Source organism: Microcoleus sp. PH2017_12_PCY_D_A (genome assembly GCF_020738565.1).
In the GTDB taxonomy this organism is placed as follows: Bacteria; Cyanobacteriota; Cyanobacteriia; order Cyanobacteriales; family Microcoleaceae; genus Microcoleus.
The window spans coordinates 1-19,180 of the sequence record NZ_JAEQCI010000040.1; the positions used below are offsets into that span (position 1 = coordinate 1).

General features: G+C 44.9%; 21 protein-coding genes. 15 read left to right on the top strand and 6 right to left on the bottom strand.

Features of this window, described 5'->3' with window-relative positions:
- Nucleotides 1-195 (top strand): hypothetical protein (locus JGK39_RS12165; protein ID WP_293302499.1); only part of this gene is annotated, 195 nt, incomplete at its 5' end.
- A 75-nt stretch (nucleotides 196-270) separates the two neighbouring features.
- On the opposite strand, the gene JGK39_RS12170 is transcribed toward JGK39_RS12165, so the two are convergent.
- Both JGK39_RS12170 and JGK39_RS12175 read right to left on the bottom strand, forming a co-directional pair.
- Nucleotides 271-1,428, bottom strand: coding sequence for a DUF6745 domain-containing protein (locus JGK39_RS12170; RefSeq protein ID WP_293251468.1), 1,158 nt, complete (start codon nucleotides 1,426-1,428; stop codon nucleotides 271-273).
- Nucleotides 1,415-1,708, bottom strand: coding sequence for a hypothetical protein (locus JGK39_RS12175; protein ID WP_293251470.1), 294 nt, complete (start codon nucleotides 1,706-1,708; stop codon nucleotides 1,415-1,417). Before JGK39_RS12175 ends, JGK39_RS12170 begins: the two co-directional genes overlap by 14 nt.
- Nucleotides 1,709-2,082: 374 nt before the next feature.
- Here JGK39_RS12175 and JGK39_RS12180 point away from each other — a divergent pair, with 374 nt between their 5' ends.
- Nucleotides 2,083-5,091, top strand: coding sequence for an FG-GAP-like repeat-containing protein (locus JGK39_RS12180; protein WP_293251472.1), 3,009 nt, complete (start codon nucleotides 2,083-2,085; stop codon nucleotides 5,089-5,091).
- Between the two features lie 65 nt (nucleotides 5,092-5,156).
- On the opposite strand, the gene JGK39_RS12185 is transcribed toward JGK39_RS12180, so the two are convergent.
- Nucleotides 5,157-7,925, bottom strand: a complete 2,769-nt coding sequence (locus tag JGK39_RS12185; RefSeq protein ID WP_293251474.1) for a diguanylate cyclase — start codon at nucleotides 7,923-7,925, stop codon at nucleotides 5,157-5,159.
- A gap of 242 nt (nucleotides 7,926-8,167) precedes the next feature.
- Nucleotides 8,168-8,293, bottom strand: a complete 126-nt coding sequence (locus JGK39_RS12190; RefSeq protein WP_293251476.1) for a hypothetical protein — start codon at nucleotides 8,291-8,293, stop codon at nucleotides 8,168-8,170.
- A 222-nt stretch (nucleotides 8,294-8,515) separates the two neighbouring features.
- On the opposite strand from JGK39_RS12190, the gene JGK39_RS12195 reads away from it, so the two are divergent.
- The 11 genes from JGK39_RS12195 to JGK39_RS12245 all read left to right on the top strand — a co-directional run bounded on the left by JGK39_RS12195 (nucleotide 8,516) and on the right by JGK39_RS12245 (nucleotide 16,979).
- Nucleotides 8,516-9,208: a class I SAM-dependent methyltransferase gene (locus tag JGK39_RS12195; protein WP_293251478.1), complete on the top strand. Its 693-nt coding sequence runs from the start codon at nucleotides 8,516-8,518 to the stop codon at nucleotides 9,206-9,208.
- Between the two features lie 100 nt (nucleotides 9,209-9,308).
- Nucleotides 9,309-9,887, top strand: a complete 579-nt coding sequence (locus JGK39_RS12200) for an SMI1/KNR4 family protein (protein WP_293251480.1) — start codon at nucleotides 9,309-9,311, stop codon at nucleotides 9,885-9,887.
- Nucleotides 9,887-10,453, top strand: coding sequence for an RNA 2'-phosphotransferase (locus tag JGK39_RS12205; RefSeq protein WP_293251482.1), 567 nt, complete (start codon nucleotides 9,887-9,889; stop codon nucleotides 10,451-10,453). The genes JGK39_RS12200 and JGK39_RS12205 overlap by 1 nt, the downstream gene beginning before the upstream one ends.
- 50 nt (nucleotides 10,454-10,503) lie before the next feature.
- Nucleotides 10,504-11,712 carry an AAA family ATPase gene (locus tag JGK39_RS12210; protein WP_293251484.1) on the top strand — a complete coding sequence of 403 codons (1,209 nt, stop codon included), beginning with the start codon at nucleotides 10,504-10,506 and terminating at the stop codon, nucleotides 11,710-11,712.
- A 288-nt stretch (nucleotides 11,713-12,000) separates the two neighbouring features.
- Nucleotides 12,001-14,193 carry a PAS domain S-box protein gene (locus tag JGK39_RS12215; protein ID WP_293251492.1) on the top strand — a complete coding sequence of 731 codons (2,193 nt, stop codon included), beginning with the start codon at nucleotides 12,001-12,003 and terminating at the stop codon, nucleotides 14,191-14,193.
- A 256-nt stretch (nucleotides 14,194-14,449) separates the two neighbouring features.
- Nucleotides 14,450-14,743 carry a TIGR03792 family protein gene (locus tag JGK39_RS12220; RefSeq protein WP_293251493.1) on the top strand — a complete coding sequence of 98 codons (294 nt, stop codon included), beginning with the start codon at nucleotides 14,450-14,452 and terminating at the stop codon, nucleotides 14,741-14,743.
- Nucleotides 14,744-14,955: 212 nt separating this feature from the next.
- On the top strand, nucleotides 14,956-15,372 hold the full coding sequence (locus JGK39_RS12225; RefSeq protein WP_293251494.1) for a XisH family protein: 417 nt from the start codon (nucleotides 14,956-14,958) through the stop codon (nucleotides 15,370-15,372).
- A complete protein-coding gene (locus JGK39_RS12230) occupies nucleotides 15,360-15,695 on the top strand; it encodes a XisI protein (protein ID WP_293251495.1) in 336 nt (111 codons plus the stop codon). Before JGK39_RS12225 ends, JGK39_RS12230 begins: the two co-directional genes overlap by 13 nt.
- A 15-nt stretch (nucleotides 15,696-15,710) precedes the next feature.
- A complete protein-coding gene (locus JGK39_RS12235) occupies nucleotides 15,711-15,959 on the top strand; it encodes a hypothetical protein (protein WP_293296434.1) in 249 nt (82 codons plus the stop codon).
- Nucleotides 15,960-16,122: 163 nt separating this feature from the next.
- Nucleotides 16,123-16,464, top strand: a complete 342-nt coding sequence (locus tag JGK39_RS12240; protein ID WP_293296436.1) for a hypothetical protein — start codon at nucleotides 16,123-16,125, stop codon at nucleotides 16,462-16,464.
- Nucleotides 16,461-16,979 carry a helix-turn-helix transcriptional regulator gene (locus JGK39_RS12245; RefSeq protein ID WP_293296438.1) on the top strand — a complete coding sequence of 173 codons (519 nt, stop codon included), beginning with the start codon at nucleotides 16,461-16,463 and terminating at the stop codon, nucleotides 16,977-16,979. The genes JGK39_RS12240 and JGK39_RS12245 overlap by 4 nt, the downstream gene beginning before the upstream one ends.
- A gap of 77 nt (nucleotides 16,980-17,056) precedes the next feature.
- Here JGK39_RS12245 and JGK39_RS12250 read toward each other — a convergent pair whose 3' ends face one another.
- Nucleotides 17,057-17,299, bottom strand: a complete 243-nt coding sequence (locus JGK39_RS12250) for a hypothetical protein (RefSeq protein ID WP_293296440.1) — start codon at nucleotides 17,297-17,299, stop codon at nucleotides 17,057-17,059.
- Between the two features lie 143 nt (nucleotides 17,300-17,442).
- On the opposite strand from JGK39_RS12250, the gene JGK39_RS12255 reads away from it, so the two are divergent.
- Both JGK39_RS12255 and JGK39_RS12260 read left to right on the top strand, forming a co-directional pair.
- Nucleotides 17,443-17,778 carry a DUF5674 family protein gene (locus tag JGK39_RS12255; RefSeq protein WP_293296442.1) on the top strand — a complete coding sequence of 112 codons (336 nt, stop codon included), beginning with the start codon at nucleotides 17,443-17,445 and terminating at the stop codon, nucleotides 17,776-17,778.
- The gene (locus tag JGK39_RS12260; RefSeq protein ID WP_293296444.1) at nucleotides 17,775-18,128 is read left to right on the top strand and encodes a hypothetical protein; all 354 of its coding nucleotides are present in this window, start codon (nucleotides 17,775-17,777) and stop codon (nucleotides 18,126-18,128) included. The genes JGK39_RS12255 and JGK39_RS12260 overlap by 4 nt, the downstream gene beginning before the upstream one ends.
- A gap of 220 nt (nucleotides 18,129-18,348) precedes the next feature.
- On the opposite strand, the gene JGK39_RS12265 is transcribed toward JGK39_RS12260, so the two are convergent.
- The gene (locus JGK39_RS12265) at nucleotides 18,349-19,101 is read right to left on the bottom strand and encodes a TSUP family transporter (RefSeq protein WP_293296446.1); all 753 of its coding nucleotides are present in this window, start codon (nucleotides 19,099-19,101) and stop codon (nucleotides 18,349-18,351) included.
- Nucleotides 19,102-19,180: the final 79 nt, after the last annotated feature.

The window sequence follows — 19,180 nt, forward strand, 5'->3', positions numbered from 1 at the left end:
TGGCTTGTTGGTAAAGAGAAATATTCAAGAGGCAGGGGCCGGCAGGGGTTTAAACCCCTGCCTCATAGCGAAAGTCGGTTGAAACCGACTGAATTTAAACATAAATTAAGGAGGGTGAGATTCCAATTTCATAAAATATTTGCTGTTCATTTGTGGGATGTTTTAATACTACCAGTCCGTTTTAACGGACTTTAGCTATTAGACAGGGGTTTAAACCCCTGGCGGGCTGTCGGAATGGCGAGAAGCTCGATCGCAGGTAAAGAGAAATCTTCAAGTTTGCATACTAAATTCCTCCGGCTCAATATCCCAATTTACCCAACGAATTGCCTCCCTTGCCGATCGCACATTTGGCGGCACTCGCAGCGCATGAACGAACCCCGTACTCGGACAGGTCATTTTTAACAAAAAAACTGGTAATGGCATCCCATCGGCGTCGAAATCGTCCTCAAAATCCATTTTTAACAGGGTATATTCCTGCCAAGTGTCTAATTCAGTGGCTGCTAGTTCTTGACAAATTCGATCGCACCCGATGCCCTGAATTAACGCTCGCCGAACCTCTGCGTTGTGCTCCTTCAACAGCCATTTAGACTGCCACTCGCGGGGGTGCAGGCGGCCGTACCATTCGGGTAAAATCGCGCCGTGATAGGCGTAAATCGCAAAACCGCCGGCAAATTGTACGGCGGGTGCTGCTTCGGCGTGCAAGCGGCGGTTGCTGTCTGCCGAAAGTACGATCGGCTTTTCGCACACAACACAAACTTTGTCGTAGGGAAAAATCCAGCCGCAAGTCTTGACAAGCGATTGAAAAATTGTCCAGATATTGCCGTAGGAGTGCGCGCAATTCAAGACGGAAATGCAAAAATCTAACAAACTGCCGCCACCAGCCCACAATTCGGGTTGAATGCAATTATCTAGTTGTTTGTTGAGATGCGCGTACTGCAAATACCTGGCCCGCTGTCCGCTTAAATCGATCGGCAATTTGCTCGCTATTTCCATCGCTAAATGCTCGCGGAGGGGACTCCACAGTTGGCTTTGCAGTTGGGTGTAAAGTTCATTTTCGAGTTGATTTTGCAGTTGACGTTTTAGCTGGCTTTCTAGTTGTCCGCGCAGACAAGCCAGCAGTTGTTTTTCAACTTCGCAGCGCAGTTTGCTCTCTAATTGGCTGCGAAGGTGAGTTCTCGGTTTGTCTGCGCGGTTGAGTATAGTGTTAGCGGCTTGGTAGGGACGATCGCAAAAAATGATTTCCGGTGCTGGTTTGCCGTAGCGAAGCGGGGCTCCATCCATCGCCCTGTAAGCTAATGTAATGGTTTCTGTGGCTTGAGAGCGATCGATCGGGCCTGTGGAAAGTGCGATCGCCCTCCACTTGTCGCGATAAACTGGAATCTGAGCTTCTTGTGCTGGCGTGAGTTTTTTAACCTTAGTCTGCGACATACCTCCAGCCTTGAGGTTCGTATTCGCGCTGAATCCGCACCATCCAATTACCTTCAGGAATTGCGATCGCTTTGTGTTCTTCGTGACTCAACAAAGCTGTCGGCGAAAGCACTCGCAAATAGAGAGTACCGTCTTTTTCGTAAAGTTCAGCTTGTCCCTCAATAATCTGGTGAGAATGTCCCGTGACTTCACCTTCGGCGAGAGTTAGGTGAGGTTTTTTGTCACCTTGGATTTGCGGTACGGGGGTGAGAATTACGTCGCCTTGTCGGATTGGTTTCATAGGTTTTTTCTAAATTTTGTGTGCTGATGTCGATCGGTTGGTCTTTACCTACCGCAATTATATACTACATTGGTAATACAGGGCTGTCAAGGGCGATCGACCAATTGTCAAAATATTGTCTTGCAAAAAATAGACTATTTCTGTAAAATACAAGCATTTAAGATACAGCATATTCCATGTAGATGTAGATCGCGAGAAACCGGGTTTCTTGAACTGAATCAGTAATGATGCGAGAACTGTAAAGAAACCCGGTTTCTGGGGTGTACTTTATAAACCTGGAATAGGCTGTATATACATTCCTACAATACACCAGTGAATGTATATCATTCAGAGTTTCAAAATTATCAAATCACAATTATAGCCAAAAATATATCATGTCAAATACCGTCAATTTCTCACCAGCCACCAACTTTAACACACAAAGCAAACCCCGTTCCGTTGTTGTCGCCGACTTTAATGGCGACTCAAAACTAGACTTGGCTACCGCAAACCGGGCTGACAATAACGTATCAATTTTATTAGGAAATGGCGCGGGATTGTTTGGCGAAGCCCCTACCTCTCCCTTGGCCGCAGGGAAAAATCCTCTTGCTATCGTTGTCGGCAACTTTAACTCCGACACATTGCCAGATTTGGCTGTAGCCAACTACATAAATCCTGGCGCATCAGCATCAGTTTTATTAGCAACAGGTGCAGGTAATTTTAACTCGGCTGCGACCGTACCAACGCCTTTAGCAAATAGTCCGCATTTCATCGCAGTCGGAGATTTGAATAATGACGGAAAACAGGATTTAGTTGTTCCCAATTTGTGGTCTAATGATGTTTCTATTTTATTGGCAAATGGTGCGGGCAATTTCAGCCAAGGCATAACTATTTCTTTGCCCAGTATATCATTTTTAGGTCAAGAATCTGCTGTAACTACCAGTGTTTCAGTGGCAGATTTTAACGGCGATGCTAAACTTGATTTGGCTGTAACAAATAGTGAATTATTGCCTCCCAATGGTCGTGTTTCTATTTTTTTGGGAAATGGCAATGGCAGTTTTCAAAAGCTTGACAATTATAATGTGGGTTTGTTTGCTTATTTTGTGGCTACAGCAGATTTTAATCAAGATAATAAGCCTGATTTAGTTATAGCTGATTCCGGCTTGCCTCCCGTGGGTTTACCGGGCAGTGTCTCTGTTTTGTTGGGAAATGGTTCGGGTGGTTTTAGTTCGCCTCTGAAATTAAATGCGGGGATAAATCCTTTTTCTGTTGCTGTAGCCGACTTTAATGCTGACTCGTATCTAGACTTGGCTGTAGCGGACAATAATACTAACGATCGGACAAATCCGGGTAGTGTTTCAATTTTATTGGGCGATGGTACTGGCGGGTTTAGCACGCTTTCTCAGAAATTTAATGTTGGGATAAATCCTACTTCCGTTGCGGCACGGGATTTTGATGGTGATGGTTTTTCAGATTTGGTTATTGCTAACGCTGGCTCTAATAATGTTTCAATTTTACTGAATCAGCCGAGTATTTTAGAATTTACTTCTCCAATTTATAGCGATTCTGAAGGTGATACCGGTAATGTCAAAATTGTGGCGGCGAAAGTTAAGCGCCATGGCGGAAGTAGCGGTAAGGTGACAGTGGCTGTGAATTTATCTGATAGTGTTGGCAGTGCTACTTCGGGGACAGATTATATTAATGTTTTTCCAATTGCTGTGACTTTTGATAATGGGGATGCTGCGGATAAGGTTGTGGAAATTCCGATTGTTGGTGATTCTGTTGTGGAAAATGATGAAACTATTAATTTTCAGTTGGCAAATGTGAGTGGTTATGCCAAGTTTGGAACTACAACTGCTGCTACTTATACAATTATTAATGACGATCGTGTAGGAATTCCGACACCAATTCCGACAGCTACTCCAATACCAATTCCGACAGCTACTCCAATACCAATTCCGACACCAATTCCCACACCAATTCCCACACCAATTCCCACACCAATTCCCACACCGATTCCAGCAGCTACTCCGACACCGATTCCAGCAGCTACTCCGACACCAATTCCAACGCCAATTCCGACAGAAACGCCGACACCGATTCCAACGCCAATTCCGACAGCTACTCCGACACCGATTCCAACGCCAATTCCAACAGCTACTCCGACACCGATTCCGACAGCAATTCCAACAGCTACTCCGACGGCGGGAGGGGCGGGCACGGGGACTTCCCCCTTACAGATTCCGATTGATTCGATCGCCTTTCAAAATATTCCAACTTCCCCGGAGCTCATCAATACCTTAACCGAAGTGGCAACTTCTACGCAGCTAATCGACAACTTACCCGCGATCGCAAATTCAATACCTCAGCTCATTAGTATCCTAACACCAACTCCCGCAACAACTCCAACTCCGGTACAAATTCCAACTCCGGTACAAATTCCAACTCCGGTACAAATTCCAACTCCGGTACAAATTCTAACTCCGATACGAATTCCAACTCCGGCGACAACTCCAACTCCGGCGACAACTCCAACTCCGGCGACAAATCCAACTCCGGCGACAACTCCAACTCCGGCGACAACTCCAACTCCGCCGACAACACCAACTCCCGCACCAATTCCCTTTGCTGAAACTGATTGTATTTGCCAGACTCTACCGTTGCCAGATTTGAGCGAATTGATTCACGATCGCACTTATAATGTGATTCTCGGTACTCCTGAAGACGATCGGGCGATGGATGGATCCCCGCTTGGCTACGGCACTCAAGATAATGATATCATTGTGGCCAATCTGGGTGAAGACTCAATCTTGGGAAATTGGGGAGAAGATTTTATTAACGGTCGAGAAAACAATGATACCATCAATGGTTGTCAACTATCTGATTTTATTGATGGTGGTAAAGGTAACGATTCTTTGCTTGGTGGCAAAGAAAACGATTTAATACTTGGCAGCAAAGGAGATGATACAATTCTCGGAAATTTAGGAAATGATACTTTATGTGGTGGTGAAAATGATGATTATTTAAGAGGAGATGAATCTAAGGATTTAATCGATGGTTGTGAGGGTGAAGATACTATTTATGGAGGCGAAGATAATGATACTTTGATTGGCGGCAGTGGTAATGATGTTTTGAGCGGAGATTTGGGAGAAAATCTGCTGATTGGTGGTAGTGGTAATGATTTATTTATTCTCAAAGGGGACAGCGGTTTCCAAATAATTGCAGATTTTCAAGAAGGAAAAGATGCGATCGCATTTTTTCCTGGGTTGAGTTTTTTAGATGTAGAAATTGTGCCAAATGGTAAAAATACCGCGATTCAAATAAGAGGTTCGCAAGTGGCAATTGCTGAATTTTGGCAAGTAGATTCTTCCCTGATTAATTCGGATAATTTTGTGTTTTTGTAATAATGACCAATGAGTGATGACCAATGAGTGATGACTGTTGACTGTTGATTGTTGACTGTTGACTGTTATGCTTCAAAGGCGGCAACCGAAACCCGATCGCGCCCAGCAGCTTTCGCCCGATAAAGCGACTCGTCGGCGATCGCAATTAACGTCCCCGGCTGCGACATCGGCGCCGGAATGCAGCAAGCCACACCCAAACTCAGCGTGACATATTCGCTGACTGCAGACTGCGCGTGAGGTATCTGCAAACCCCGCACCTGTTGGGCGATAATTTCAGCAACGCAAGCCGCACCTTGAATATCCGTATTCGGCAAAACTATGGCAAATTCTTCTCCACCGTAACGCGCAACTAAATCAGCCGATCGCTTTACCGAACACTGCAAAACCTGCGCCACTTGCCGCAAACACTCATCCCCCGCTTGGTGGCCGTAAGTGTCGTTATAAAGTTTGAAGTAATCGATGTCGCACATAATCAAAGACAGCGGCGCTTCTTCCCTCGCCAAACGCCGCCATTCCGTATCGAGATAATCATTAAAAAAGCGGCGGTTTCTTACCTCAGTCAAACTGTCGTAAGTTGCCAAATACTGCAAAGCTCGATTTACTGTTTCTAACTGCCGTTTCTGCTGCTGCAACTGGCGGTTGAGCACAGTCAACTCCTGTTCTGCTGCATGGGTTCTGAGCAAATTTCTTACCCTCGCCAACAGTTCCCTCTCGTCAAAAGGCTTGGAAATATAATCGTCAGCACCGGCATCCAAACTTTCGATCCGAGCTTCCATGCCCGATCGCGCTGTCAAAAAGATTACCGGAGTCGAACTCAACTCAGGCGTGTTCCGAATCTCCTTGAGCAAATCCAGTCCGTTTTGTCTGGGCATAATTTGGTCGCTCAAAATCAAATTTGGCTGCAAACTCTTGGCTTTTTCTAAACCTTCAACCCCGTCCCTCGCCACTGCGACTCGATAGTACGGACTCAATAAGGTTTGGAGGTAAGACAGCAGAAAATTGTTATCTTCTACTACCAGCAACAGCGGTAATTCTTGGCTGTCAGTTGTTGATTCTTCGCTATGATTATTGTTGTCGTCAAAACTGTGAGAGTCCGACAGCCCTAGTGCGATCGCCCCAACATTTCCCGCGTCAGAACAGCCAAATCCACTCATCCCTGCCAATTGGGCGATCGCGCTTACCAACTGATTCGCCTCCACCGGCTTCGACAAATGCCTCTGAAACCCCGCAGAGAGCGCCGATGCCGAATCCTCCTCACGGATGCCTCCCGTGAGCGCTACCGCCGGCAGCAGTGCCCTGTGCTCGGACATTTCCATGGCTCTGATGCGGCGGATCAAATCGCAGCCGTCTGTTTCCGGCACCGCCATATCGCTCACCAACACGTCGGGCCGCGACTGTTCCAACTCGGCCATCGCTTCACCGGCGCTACTCACCGCTGTTACCTTGGCTCCAAATGCTTCGAGGGCAGTTTTGAGAAATTCCCGAATCTCGGCGCTGCTTTCCACCACCAGCACTTGCTTTCCGGCTAGGGGTTTGGAAACCGATCCGGAGTGGTTTTCCGGGAAATGGCCGATCGCAGGAGTGCGATCGCGCGCATTGTTGCTGTGAGCGATCGGTAGCAGCACGCCAAAAGTCGCCCCCTGACAGATGCCGGCACTCTGGGCCCAAACAGTTCCCCCGTGCAGTTCCACCAACTGCCGCACAATTGAGAGCCCCAACCCGAGCCGATTTTGTTCCTTGGACTGGAAGCTATCTCCGGGGCGGAAGTAGTCAAAGATGTACGGCAGAAATTTGGGGTCGATCCCGCAACCGCTGTCGCTGACCCGAATCAAGGTGCCCGACTCTGCAGGCTCGATTCGCACTTGAACGGGCTGGAGTGTCGATTCTGGAGTGAATTTGATGGCGTTGGCCAGGAGGTTCCAGACTATTTGCTGCAAGCGTTCTACATCTGCTACAACGTAGCTGACGCTGGGGTAGAAGTGTGTTTCTACGCGGAGGTTTTTGGCCTCGGCGGCGGGGCGCAGGGTCTCGATCGCCGATTCAATCACAGACGGGAGGTGAACCCGGCCGACATTCAGGCGCACTTTCCCCCGCAGCAGCCGGCTCAAATCGAGGAGATTGTCTATTTGCCGGTTTTGCAATTTGGCGTTGCGCTCGATGATTTCCAAAGCGCGGTTCGTAATCGCTTCGTTTAACTTGCGCGATCGAGCTAGCTGTACCCATCCCAAAATCGCGCTCAGGGGCGATCGCAGTTCGTGGGACGCGATCGCCAAAAATTCGTCTTTTGCCCGGTTGGCTGCGATCTGGGCTGCTTCTACGGCTTTGCGATCGGTGATGTCGAATCCGATCGCCAAATACTGACAGGGTTTCCCGTTAAAGTCCAAAAGCGGAACTACTGCTGCGTACACCCAATAATCGCTGCCATTCTTGGCTTGATTCTTAATTTCTCCTTGCCAAACTTCATTTTTGGCAACTGTTGACAGCAAATTTTTGATGAATTCCCAAGACTTGTATTCCGAGTGGAGGATGCCGAAATGGCAGCCGATTAGTTCAGTACGCGAATAGTTAGAGATGCTGCAAAGTCGATCGCTGACGTAGTTGATAATTCCTCGGGCGTCGGTTCTCACCGCCACTGCAAATCGGTCGATCGCTACTTTAAAATCTAAAGATTCTTGCAGCGACGAATCCAGTTCTTTTGTCGTAGAAATTTGGTCTGGGCGATCGGGCGCGTGTGCTGGCTGGCGATCGGCCTTATCCTGGCTCCGCTGTTGGATTTCCATTGCTTCTATTTTCCCCTGACGGCTGACAGCTAATCTACTCGCATCCTGATTCATTATCACTGTTTTTTTTGCCCGCGCTGGCGGGTGCAATAATTTGTATATTTTCCTTTGCATTAAAACTCGGCTGTCGGCACCTCCACTTGGGAGTCATACCATTTGAGATTGGAGATTTTAGATTATAAATGACTCTTGGAGTTGGGAGCTTAGCTGCGGTTGCATTCTTTTTTTCAACTGGAGTACCCTCAAATTTTATGGGGAGTTGAGACTAAATTTTGTCAATCTGAGGACATATTTTCTCATATCTGCCCGACGGGCGCTGGATACAAACCGTCAGCTTTTTTCTCACAATTACCTCCCGCATCTGGCACAAAATCTACTCTCGGGCCGGCTTTCGAGTCTCCGGCATTTTGCCCGATATCCACTCAAAGATATGTGTGCAGAACTTGACCGTTCCCCAAGAATGCACCCGTTTTGGCGAACCAAGTCCGCGTTTTGCGATCGTCGGCAACTTCTATTAAAATTTCTTTTTCTACATCTTGACAGCACTGTAAATATTATGTATTATAAATGTAATACCAAAGAAAAGCTGAGTAGCAAAACTGCATTAACGCACTCAATTATTAACTGTTTGAGGAAAATTGTCTGTGAATTTATCTATGAATTTAGACGCTGTACGCGAACAATTTGAACAAAGAGCATTTGATTATGACGGTTTAATTCCCCGCCTGATTCCGCACTATCGCGAGCAACACGATTTAATATTACAGTTAATCCCTTTTGAAACCAATGTTAACATAAAAGTTTTGGATTTAGGCGCGGGGACGGGCATACTGTCAGCGATGATTTTGCAAACATATCCTCAAGCAAATCTCACAGCCTTTGACATGGCGGAAAATATGCTGAAAGTTTGTCAAACTAATTTGTCCGCTTTCGGAGAAAGGCTGACATTGCAGCAGGGAAACTTTGCCGAAGATGATTTCGGCAGCGGTTACGATTTGGTAGTTTCTGGGTTGGCAATCCACCACCTCGACATTGAAGGAAAACAAAAGCTATTTCACAAACTTTTTCAGTCAATGAATGCCGGAGGAATCTTGCTAATCCGAGATATTGTCACAGGTGCTACCCCAAAGCTGACCGAGCAATACGAAGACTTGTGGCGGCAGTACATGAAAGCTAATGGAGAAGACGATGCAGCCTGGTTTCAAAACTATCTAAAAGAAGATATTCCTTCCTCTGTGGAAGAGCAGACAAAGTGGCTTGCAGAAGCTGGTTTTGCAGAAGTAGGATGTCACTGGCGCTATCTCAATTTTGCTATTTTTGGCGGTGTCAAGAAGTGAATGCAATTGAGTGAGGCTCAGTTAGAGTGTAAATCTGCGGCGACAAAGATATGAAGAGTTATAATTTTGTAAATATGCCACTGATTAACATTTCACTATCATGAAAACCATCTGGAACCGCATTGACTCTTGGCTTGCTGCTAATGGGCAAGAAATTCTAAACAATCTGCAACCGGGAGCAACCGATGAAGCGATAAAAACAGCAGAAAAATTTTTACAAATTCAGTTTCCTGATGATGTAAAATCATCTTTCCGAATTCATAACGGTCAGTTTGAAAAAAGATATTCACTAATGCCTGGGTGGCAGTTTCTTTCTTTAGAAAAAGTGATAGGAGAGTGGGAAACTTGGAAAGAATTACTGGAGGCAGGCGACTTTAATGATGAAGATGGGAATGATTGCGGCTGCGCTTCTGATGGACTGATACGGACAGAACTGTGGTGGAATCCGAAATGGATTCCGATCGCTTCAGACCTAGGCGGGGATAGTATTTGTTTGGATTTAGAGCCAGCACTCACTGGTCAAGTTGGGCAAATTATTGTTATGTGCCACGATGATGGTTACAGAGATGTTATTGCTGACAGTTTGCGACAATGGCTGGAACAGTTTGCCACAGATTTAGAAACTGGTAAATATAAATTTGAAAAAACAAAATTTAATTTGAGGAAAATACAAATATAATGAATGATACCCGCTCAATAAAAATTAGCAGATATCTCAGCAAACACCTGCGCCACGCGCCCTCGCGCATCGGCATTCAACTCGCGCCTGGAGGCTGGGTTCCTGTTAGCGAACTCCTCTATGCGTGCCAAAAAAATAACTTCCCAGTTCAGCTTTCCGAACTCAAGGAAGTAGTCGCGCAAAACGACAAACAGCGATTTTCCTTCGACGAAACGGGCACTCTAATTCGTGCCAACCAAGGACACAGCGTAGATGTTGACTTGCAATTAGAACCTGCTGTTCCCCCAGATATTTTGTATCACGGAACAGGTAGGACTGCCGTCAAGTCTATTCTCAGTGAAGGAATTCGGAAAATGTCGCGGCATCACGTTCATTTGTCGGCGGACATTCAGACAGCGCGTAAAGTAGGTGCCAGACACGGCATCCCGGCAGTCTTGATTGTAGATACCGCAGCAATGCAACAGGAGGGCCATACATTTTACTGCTCGGATAACAAAGTTTGGTTGGTAGATATGGTGCCGCCCAATTATCTAAAAGTCTATGGACAAAATCCTGTTTGGTTCTAGCAAATGTGCGGCAAATATTTTAAAATAAGAATAACTAGGAGTTTTACAAGATGAGTGCGGAAGATATGGGCGAGCGCGACAACAATTTTAATCAAAACAACCCTCAAAATCGAGGGCTGTTAGGATCGGGCTGGCGACCTCTATACCGTCAATTTGATTGGGAACACCTGCTGCACTTAGCGTCTAGCGACCCCAGAGAACTCGTTCAAAAGACTTTAGATGCAGCCAGCGATATTGCCGATGCCATGGGACGGCATCAATATACTTGGTGGGCTAATATCTTAAATGTATTCTCGGAAAATACTCGCTACGAAATTGACGAGTTTTGGGATTACATTACTCCGCAGCCCGTTTACCCGGATTACCGTTACAAAGATGTCTTAGTTACCGAAACTCCTGTGGTGCAATTGGTCAGCCGCGCTAGTATTCCCATCGACTACGTTCTCAACAAACTCCAGGAGATTACTGTTTTCAAAGTTCTGGATTTGCTGGGAAAACCGGATGCGATTACCCAGTTTTTTATGGAACGGCATTTTTCTTATCCGCGGGAGCGATTTGTTAGCTGGGAACGCTTGGAAGTTTTGGGTACTGTTTATGCTTATTGGGGACAAGCAGGCTGCTGGCTGCAAATTGACAGCTACGACAGGGGTCGGCGGTGCTACACTCTGATTTGCAAAGATATTGCGCCGTTGGTTAGCAAGGCTACTTACAATTTAGCGGTGATTCTCAGCGGGTACAAAAGCCGTGTCGGACAGGTTCACAGTCACTTCCCTATTCGGAGTTTTTCTGCGGAAGTTCAAAGTTTTACTGATACTGTTCAGCAGGCAATTCTGGATCAAAATCAGTTGGCTGTGTTGGTTAGCGGCGAACCGGGGACGGGCAAAACTGCTTGGACTCAAGCGGTAGCAAAGGAGATTTTAGTGCCGCTGGGTTATGTGATTTTTATCTTGGATCATGATGCTGTGGAAAATTTTGTGCCGCCGAGTTATTTGGAGCGGATTTGCATTATTATCAATGAGGCTGATAATTTGGCTCAAGATCGATCGACCGCAGCGGCCCAACGCAGTAACAAAACTGAACATATTTTGAGTTTGCTGGATGGAACTCTGTATCAAAGCGTCATGGACGAACAGGGGATTCAATTTCAGCAGAAACTCGTAGTGTTACTCACTTGCAACACTATTGAAAGATTAGATCCTGCAATGCTGCGGAAAGGGAGAGTGGATTTTACCAGTGAATTTACGCACAAATTTGTTTGACGAGGCACGTAAAGTCTCACACACTTTTGGCGATTCACCCCGAGGGATAGCCTTGCCGCGCGTACTGCTGCGCCACCTCAAATGTTGAATAATTATGAGCAAATTTCCTGAATGTCAAAGTTTCGGGAACAATTTATTTAGTACCTATGGACACATCCCCTAAAAAATGATATTAATGATGGGTGACACCCTCTAAGGGTATCACCCAAAACAGCGAATCAGGGGAAGAGTGTTTTAGGTCTGAAATAGATTTTTCAAACTTGACAGCTATGGAGGAAATCCCAAATCGTGCAAACTAAGCCAGTTAAGCAAGAAATTCGACTGGGAAGGTATGCCGGGGGGACAATCCCGATCGCCCACCAACCCCCTGATGCAGCCATGTCCGAAAGTAAAGAGGGATTTCGGCGGTTGGTGGAGCGCTCCGCCGACGCCGTGGCAATGGTAGATTGTGAAATGCGCTATCTGTCGGTTTCTCGTCGCTGGGAAACAGATTGCGGATTTGGTGGCGGTGAGGCCCTGGGTAGGTCTCATTGGGAACTGTTCCCGAATCTCCCGGAATATTGGCAACAAAATGCTCGCGCTTGTTTGGCGGGAGTTTTGGAATACAGCGAGTTTGTGGTAGGGCGATCGCCCGTATCTGTAGCAGGACAAATCGAAGGTGGGGTCAGCGCTTCGGAAAAATGGGTATTTTGGCCGTGGAAAAATAACGAAGGTGCGATCGGCGGTTTGATCCTGTTTGCCGAAAAGATAGCTGAAACAAAGTGCTACAATACATGGACGCCCGAGGCCAAAAGGAAGCAGTTAGAAACAAAACTACAACTAACTCAAATTGCCCTCGACAATGCTGCTGATACAGTTTTTTTTACTACCTCAGACGGTCGAATTTGCTACGCGAACAAAGCCGCTTGCGATCGGGGAGGCTACTCGGAATCGGAACTGCTAAACCTGAGATTGAGCGACATCGATTCGCAATTGTCAGCATCGGATTGGCCCGATCGCTGGGTTGAACTCAAGCAGCAAAGCAACCTTACTTTTGAAACCAGTTACAAAACTAAAAACGGCACCAGTTTTCCCGTCGAAGTTCAAGTCAATTATTTAGAATACGACGGCTGCGAATACTGCTGCACGATCGCCCGCGACATTTGGGCTCGCCTCGCAGCAAAATCTGCGCTTTTAGAGGCAAAAGAGCAACTTCAAGCCGTCTTGGATGCGGTGCCCGGATTAGTTTCTTGGGTAAGTTCCGATTTGCGCTACTTGGGAGTAAACCGACATTTAGCTTCCGCTTACCAAATGCCTGCGGAACTATTTACAGGTAAAAAAGTAGGTTTTTTAGATACAAGTCCCAAATTTAACGACTTAGTATACGATTTTTTTGCCAACTCGAACAATAAGACATCTCAAGAAGTAACAGCCAGCATCAGAGGAGAAAATAAAACTTTTTTAATTGTGGCTCAAAAATATCAAAAAAATACGGCGGCTGTATTTGTGGGATTGGACATTACCGAAAGCAAACAGTCTGTGTTGGCTTTGCAAGAATCGGAAGAACGCCTGCGCCAGCAAGCGGCGAAATTAGAGCAGACGCTGTTAGTTTTGCAGCAAACTCAAACTCAACTGATTCAAACAGAAAAGATGTCATCTCTGGGGCAGTTGGTAGCAGGAATAGCGCACGAAATTAACAATCCAGTTAGTTTCATTTCTGGCAACGTCAGCCACGCCACTGGCTACATTCAAGAACTGCTGCGCTCCATCGACCTTTACCAAAAATATTATCCCAATCCAGCTCCGGAAATTGAAGAATTGATGGAAGAATTAGACTTAGAATTTATCAAAAAAGATTTACCAAAATTGATAAATTCCATGAAAGTCGGTTCCGAGAGGATTCGGGATGTTGTGCGATCGCTCCGCTTGTTCTCGCGTACTGACGAACCTCAAATGAAGCCTGCGGATATCCACGAAGGTTTGGACAGCACTGTGCTGATCTTGCAAAATCGCCTCCAAGCTAAAGGGGGACGCCCGGGGATTTCTCTAGTTAAGGAATACGGGGATTTGCCGCGAGTCCGCTGCTATCCGGGACAGTTAAATCAAGTGTTCATGCACTTATTGACAAATGCGATCGACGCTTTGGAAGAAGGGGGGAGAAATCCGGAAAAGTATGGTACAATCCAAAATCAGTCTTTGTTTTCTGCGGGCGGCTCGGGATCTGAAATATTCAATCCCGAAATTCGGATTCGGACGGAAGTGATAGGGGAGAGCGAAGTGGCGATCGCCATTAGCGACAACGGCCCTGGAATGACTGAAGAAGTTCTCCGCTGTATCTTTGACCCTTTATTTACTACGAAGTGTCAGGAAACGAGCACAGGTTTGGGATTGGCAATATCCCAGCATTTGGTAGTAGAAAAGCACGGCGGTGAGTTGCACTGTGTTTCTCGTCCGGGAGAGGGAACTGAGTTGATCGTTAAAATTGCGATCGGTAACGATTAATTTACCTAACTCAAAGCTGAAGAGTGGATTAAAATCTCAAATCTAATATCATCTCCGGTACAATAACGGCGATCGGGTTAGTAGTGAGGACTTTAGTCCTCATAAAACTATGAGGACTAAAGTCCTCACTACGAACCAATTTTACTCTCGTTGTTTTAGTTTTGTAGGGTGCGTCAGGAATGAATCTGAGACCGCCGACCGATCATTTTTTTGCTGACGCACCCTACAGAATCTACAATCTACAATCTAAAATAATATGGTAATTGAGTGGCTGAGATTTAAAGTACCTCCCGAAAAATGGGAAGAGTTTATTCTGCGAGATGAAGAAGTTTGGACGGTCGGACTCAAAAGTTTGGACGGTTATTTGGGGAAGGAAGTTTGGGTGGATGCGGTGGAAAATGAGGTGGTGATGTTGATTCGCTGGGAAACTAGGGAACAGTGGAAGTCGGTGCCGCAAAGCAAAATCGATGAGTTGGATGCTAAAATGGGCGATTTGCAAATGCCGATCGCCGAAAGTCGGGAATATCAAGTTCGCAAGTTTTTGCATTAGTATTGCAACTCGTACAACGATCGCAGTGTTTGGTATTTGGTGTGAAGGGCGATTCACGCTCGGGATAGCTACGCACGCGCGTACTCCTTTCAACAAGCCTTACGAGAGTGCGATCGCACACGAGGCTTGATTCGGTGAGTCAACAACCTGAATTACACTCACAAATCTTAATTAATGGCAGTATAATTATAGTTGTTTGTCATCAGGGCTTTATGTCAGCAAAGGATAAATTTCATGATGTTGTGAAGATTGCCTTGGAAAAGGATGGTTGGCAGATTACAGATGACCCACTTTCCATCAGTGTGGGTGGAGTTGATCTGTTAATCGATCTGGGGGCGGAACGTCTGCTCGCAGCCGAACGCCAGGGCGAGAAAATAGCTGTAGAAATCAAGAGCTTTTTGAATACTTCAGCCATAACAGACTTTCATTTAGCGGTTGGACAATTTATCAACTACCGTACAGCCCTGAAGTTTAAAGACCCCCAACGTCAGCTATTTTTGGCAATTCCTTTGACGGCGTATAACGATTTTTTCAAGCGTGAATTTGCAATCGCTGTTGTGGATGATTACCAGTTTAAATTATTGGTCTATGATGTAGAACAAGAGGTGATATCTTTATGGAAAAAGTAGAAAAATATCGGGATTGTATCAAACAAGTTCTGACGAAATATGCTGCATACAAGCCTTCTTATGGGGAAGTGGAGATGCAAGTTATTTTTGACACAGAACACAATCATTATCAAGTTGTTCGAGTCGGTTGGGATAACAAACAGCGAGTTTACGGTTGTCCGATACATCTCGACATTAAGGATGGCAAAATCTGGATTCAGCAGAATGGAACAGAAATCGATTTAGGACAAGAGTTGGTTGATATAGGTGTGCCGAAGTCGGACATTGTGGTTGGGTTTCATTCACCTTATATGCGTCAGTTCACAGAATTTGCAGTGAGTTAGAACTAACATTGATGCTTGGTTGCAGATAGGCGATCGCTCTTTTTTACTGGAGCGATCGCACTCGGTACAACGATCGCAGTGTTTGGTATTTGGTGTGAAGGGCGATCGGTCTTTTATTTTAGGCGATCGCTCATCAGAAACAAGAAAGGGCGATCGCCCTTGGTAGAATCATCGTACTGTTTGGTATTTGGTGTGAAGGGCGATCGCCCAATTCGTTCCTCTACACCTATCAGAGTCGGTTGTCTGGATACTGGTGAGTTATAATGATAACTATGGTAAGATCGAGAGACGAATCGTTAATGTGTGAAATGAGTGTGAGCAAGTGATTCCAGAATTCGATGAAAACGGCAATCTACCACCCGGAGTTCATTTCTGTGAATGAGAGGAGTTTAATAAAAAATTTGGTACGAATTATAAAAGAGAGCGGATGCTCGATGGATTGGAACTGGCAATGACGCAATTAAAAACAGCAGGCTGTAGGACTATTTATATTAATGGTAGTTTCGTCACCAGCGAGCCAGAACCCAACGATTTTGATGCTTGTTACGATCGCGAAACTGTAGACATGAATCATCTGAGAGTTAATGCTCCTAGATTGTTCAATTATGCCGATCGGAATGCCCAAAAAGCCAGGTATCGAGGGGAGATTTTTCCATCAGACCAACCTGTAGGCAATTACGGCGAAAATTCTTTTGAGTTTTTTCAAAAGGACAGAAATAAAAACAAGAAAGGAATCATAGCCATAGATCTAATGAGGTGGGAACCATGATTAAAGATGAATTCCAGTATGAAGTCAGTCAAGAATGGGTGGCAAAGTTTAAAAAAACTATTGCAGCGATGGAGCGAGATGAGGAAGCCAAAAGAAAAGATTTTCTGAAATGGGATGCAGGGCGAGGTGCTGTGCAGTGTCATGTTGATAAGTTAGAAGCAGAAATAGCCGAATATGAAAGATTGATGAATTGTGACACAAGTCAGTCACTTGAAATTACTGTGGAAGATATAACTGAGTTGCCATTTGCTTTAATAAAAGCTCGGATGGCTGCCAAAATTACCCAGGAAGAACTAGCGGAAATTATAGGAATTGACCCGGAGCGAATTAAGCAGTGTGAGGATAAGAATTATCAATGCGCTAGTTTTGTAGAAATTATTGAAGTTAGCGCGGCTTTGGGTGTGGAGTTTAAAACTGCTGTGATAGAGGTGGATTTTGGGGAAGTAGAAATTGGTAAAAAAATTGCGGAGAAACGCAGGAAAAAAAGAATGAAGATGGCAAGTAAAGCATCCTAAAAAGTAATTTCTTGCCATGAAAAGTGCTGAATATGTCGGGCTTGTTGGCTGTGAATTAGATAAGGGCGATCGCTCTTTCATTTTAGGCGATCGCTCATCAGAAACAAGAAAGGGCGATCGATCTTGATGCGTGAAGGGCGATCGCACTCCGTACAACGATCGCAGTGTTTGGTATTTGCTGCGAAGGGCGATCGCTCTTTCATTTTAGGCGATCGCACTCCGTACAACGATCGCAGTGTTTGGTATTTGGTGTGAAGGGCGATCGCCTTCCATTCAATAGCACCTATGCGATCGGTCAAGATACTGGTAAAGGCGAACATCTTTGAGGTAAACTAGAATTGCTCAAAGTTTCTGGATTTTAACATGGAAACAATGAAAATGCAATCGTATATTGGATGTGATGGCATATTGCTTATTCAAATGCCCGCTGAGTTTAAAGATACTATCGAAAACATAGACAGAGATGATTAATCTGATTCAAGATCGTGCGACTAAAGACCAACTTGAAGAAATGTTAGAAATCCTGAGCAGTTATATTAAACTAGCAGTGGATATCGAACGGGGGATTTTGGCTGGTGGTGGAGAACTTCACGCAGATTGCGAAGCTGTGTTACTCAAAAATGGGAGCAAGCAGGTAGATATTTGGGGAGCAGATTGGTATCCGCTGACACAAGAAGTAGGATATGAATCTCTAATCAATATTCGTCCCCGTCAGAATAATCGTTCGATGGAAATTCAAGATCAGACGATTCGACAACAAGTTGCTCAGATAGTTCAACAGTTATTAGGAGGATTATGAGAGATTGGAATGCTTTAAAGGAACGCTATTTGCGAGACGAACTACCCATTCGTTTGGGTAATTTAGCATCGAATTTGGCACGAATTAAATCTCGCTGTCAAAATGTAGCTAATGGCGCAATAATTGAAAGTCTACTCCAAGAAAGTAAGCTGTTTATTGAATGGACGGCTCAAGATGCAGATATAGAAATAGCTGCTGAGTTAGTTGAGTTGCAGATTCAGTTAGCTTGCTGGCAATATTCTTGGACTGGGATTTGGGAGGATGCAGAACAACGTATGAGAGTTGGAGAAGAGGGAAAGATTTGGTCGGAGAAAGTGCTGAATATGTCTGGTTTGTTGGCTGTTAATTAGGTAGCGTGCGATCGGCATTGTTTAAAAATAATTCAGAAGGGCGATCGCTCATCAGAAACAAGAAAGGGCGATCGCACCTGGTTGAAAAAATAATAGGGGCGATCGGTCTTTCATTTTAGGCGATCGGTGATTAGGAACAAAAAAGGGCGATCGGTCTTGATGGATAAAGGGCGATCGCACTCCGTGCAATCATTTTTGAAAACTGTCCGCAGTATTGCTCTTAAAATTTTAGTAATAATCTAACAGACATCAAGAAGCAAACAGTAACTACAACTGGTCGAATCAAAGCAACCCCTTTTTCCGTGACCATTTTTGCACCTATGTACGCTCCGATGATTTGACCAACAATCATTACCATAGCAACCCCCCAATAAATTTTCCCAAATAGCACAAAATAAGTTAATGCTGAAAAGTTACTGGTAAAGTTGTGTATTTTAGCATTTGCTGTTGCTTTAGATAGGCTATAACCACATAAAATAACAAATGCTAGAGCCATAAATGTTCCAGTTCCAGGCCCAAAAAAACCGTCATAGAATCCTAAAACAGGAGGGATAAAAGCAGAAAATACTATATAAGAAATTCGTGGCTCTCGATCGACATTCTCAATAGTGGGAGAGAAAAGAAAGTATAAACCCATCAATATCAACAAAATTGGTAGAATCGTTTTTAAAATCTCCGAATTAATCTGCAATACCAGCCATCCACCAACAAGAGATCCAATGAATGTCATAAAAATTGATAATTTAATTTTATTCAAATCAAACGACCCTTTCCTTAGAAAATATATGGATGCAACTAAAGTTCCGCTGCTTCCTTGAACTTTGTTCGTTGCTAAGGTTACTGCTGGCGGTATACCAACTGTTAACATTGCAGGTATGGTTATTAGCCCACCACCACCGGCGATCGTATCTACCCAACCAGCAATTATTGCAGCTAAAAATAATTTCAATGCAATTTCAATACTAAGTTCCATTTAGATAACTCTCCAAGATTTTTTTTTTACTATCTCTATATCTGCTTACAACATATTGTCTACAAAGCATTCTTCTACT

Bases quoted from the DNA above. Each gene is read 5' to 3' on its own strand.
- JGK39_RS12170 (WP_293251468.1), bottom strand. From the start codon at position 1,428: ATGTCGCAGACTAAGGTTAAAAAACTCACGCCAGCACAAGAAGCTCAG.
- JGK39_RS12175 (WP_293251470.1), bottom strand. From the start codon at position 1,708: ATGAAACCAATCCGACAAGGCGACGTAATTCTCACCCCCGTACCGCAA.
- JGK39_RS12180 (WP_293251472.1), top strand. From the start codon at position 2,083: ATGTCAAATACCGTCAATTTCTCACCAGCCACCAACTTTAACACACAA.
- JGK39_RS12185 (WP_293251474.1), bottom strand. From the start codon at position 7,925: ATGAATCAGGATGCGAGTAGATTAGCTGTCAGCCGTCAGGGGAAAATA.
- JGK39_RS12200 (WP_293251480.1), top strand. From the start codon at position 9,309: ATGAAAACCATCTGGAACCGCATTGACTCTTGGCTTGCTGCTAATGGG.
- JGK39_RS12205 (WP_293251482.1), top strand. From the start codon at position 9,887: ATGAATGATACCCGCTCAATAAAAATTAGCAGATATCTCAGCAAACAC.
- JGK39_RS12210 (WP_293251484.1), top strand. From the start codon at position 10,504: ATGAGTGCGGAAGATATGGGCGAGCGCGACAACAATTTTAATCAAAAC.
- JGK39_RS12220 (WP_293251493.1), top strand. From the start codon at position 14,450: ATGGTAATTGAGTGGCTGAGATTTAAAGTACCTCCCGAAAAATGGGAA.
- JGK39_RS12225 (WP_293251494.1), top strand. From the start codon at position 14,956: ATGTCAGCAAAGGATAAATTTCATGATGTTGTGAAGATTGCCTTGGAA.
- JGK39_RS12230 (WP_293251495.1), top strand. From the start codon at position 15,360: ATGGAAAAAGTAGAAAAATATCGGGATTGTATCAAACAAGTTCTGACG.
- JGK39_RS12240 (WP_293296436.1), top strand. From the start codon at position 16,123: ATGCTCGATGGATTGGAACTGGCAATGACGCAATTAAAAACAGCAGGC.
- JGK39_RS12245 (WP_293296438.1), top strand. From the start codon at position 16,461: ATGATTAAAGATGAATTCCAGTATGAAGTCAGTCAAGAATGGGTGGCA.
- JGK39_RS12250 (WP_293296440.1), bottom strand. From the start codon at position 17,299: ATGTTCGCCTTTACCAGTATCTTGACCGATCGCATAGGTGCTATTGAA.
- JGK39_RS12255 (WP_293296442.1), top strand. From the start codon at position 17,443: ATGATTAATCTGATTCAAGATCGTGCGACTAAAGACCAACTTGAAGAA.
- JGK39_RS12260 (WP_293296444.1), top strand. From the start codon at position 17,775: ATGAGAGATTGGAATGCTTTAAAGGAACGCTATTTGCGAGACGAACTA.
- JGK39_RS12265 (WP_293296446.1), bottom strand. From the start codon at position 19,101: ATGGAACTTAGTATTGAAATTGCATTGAAATTATTTTTAGCTGCAATA.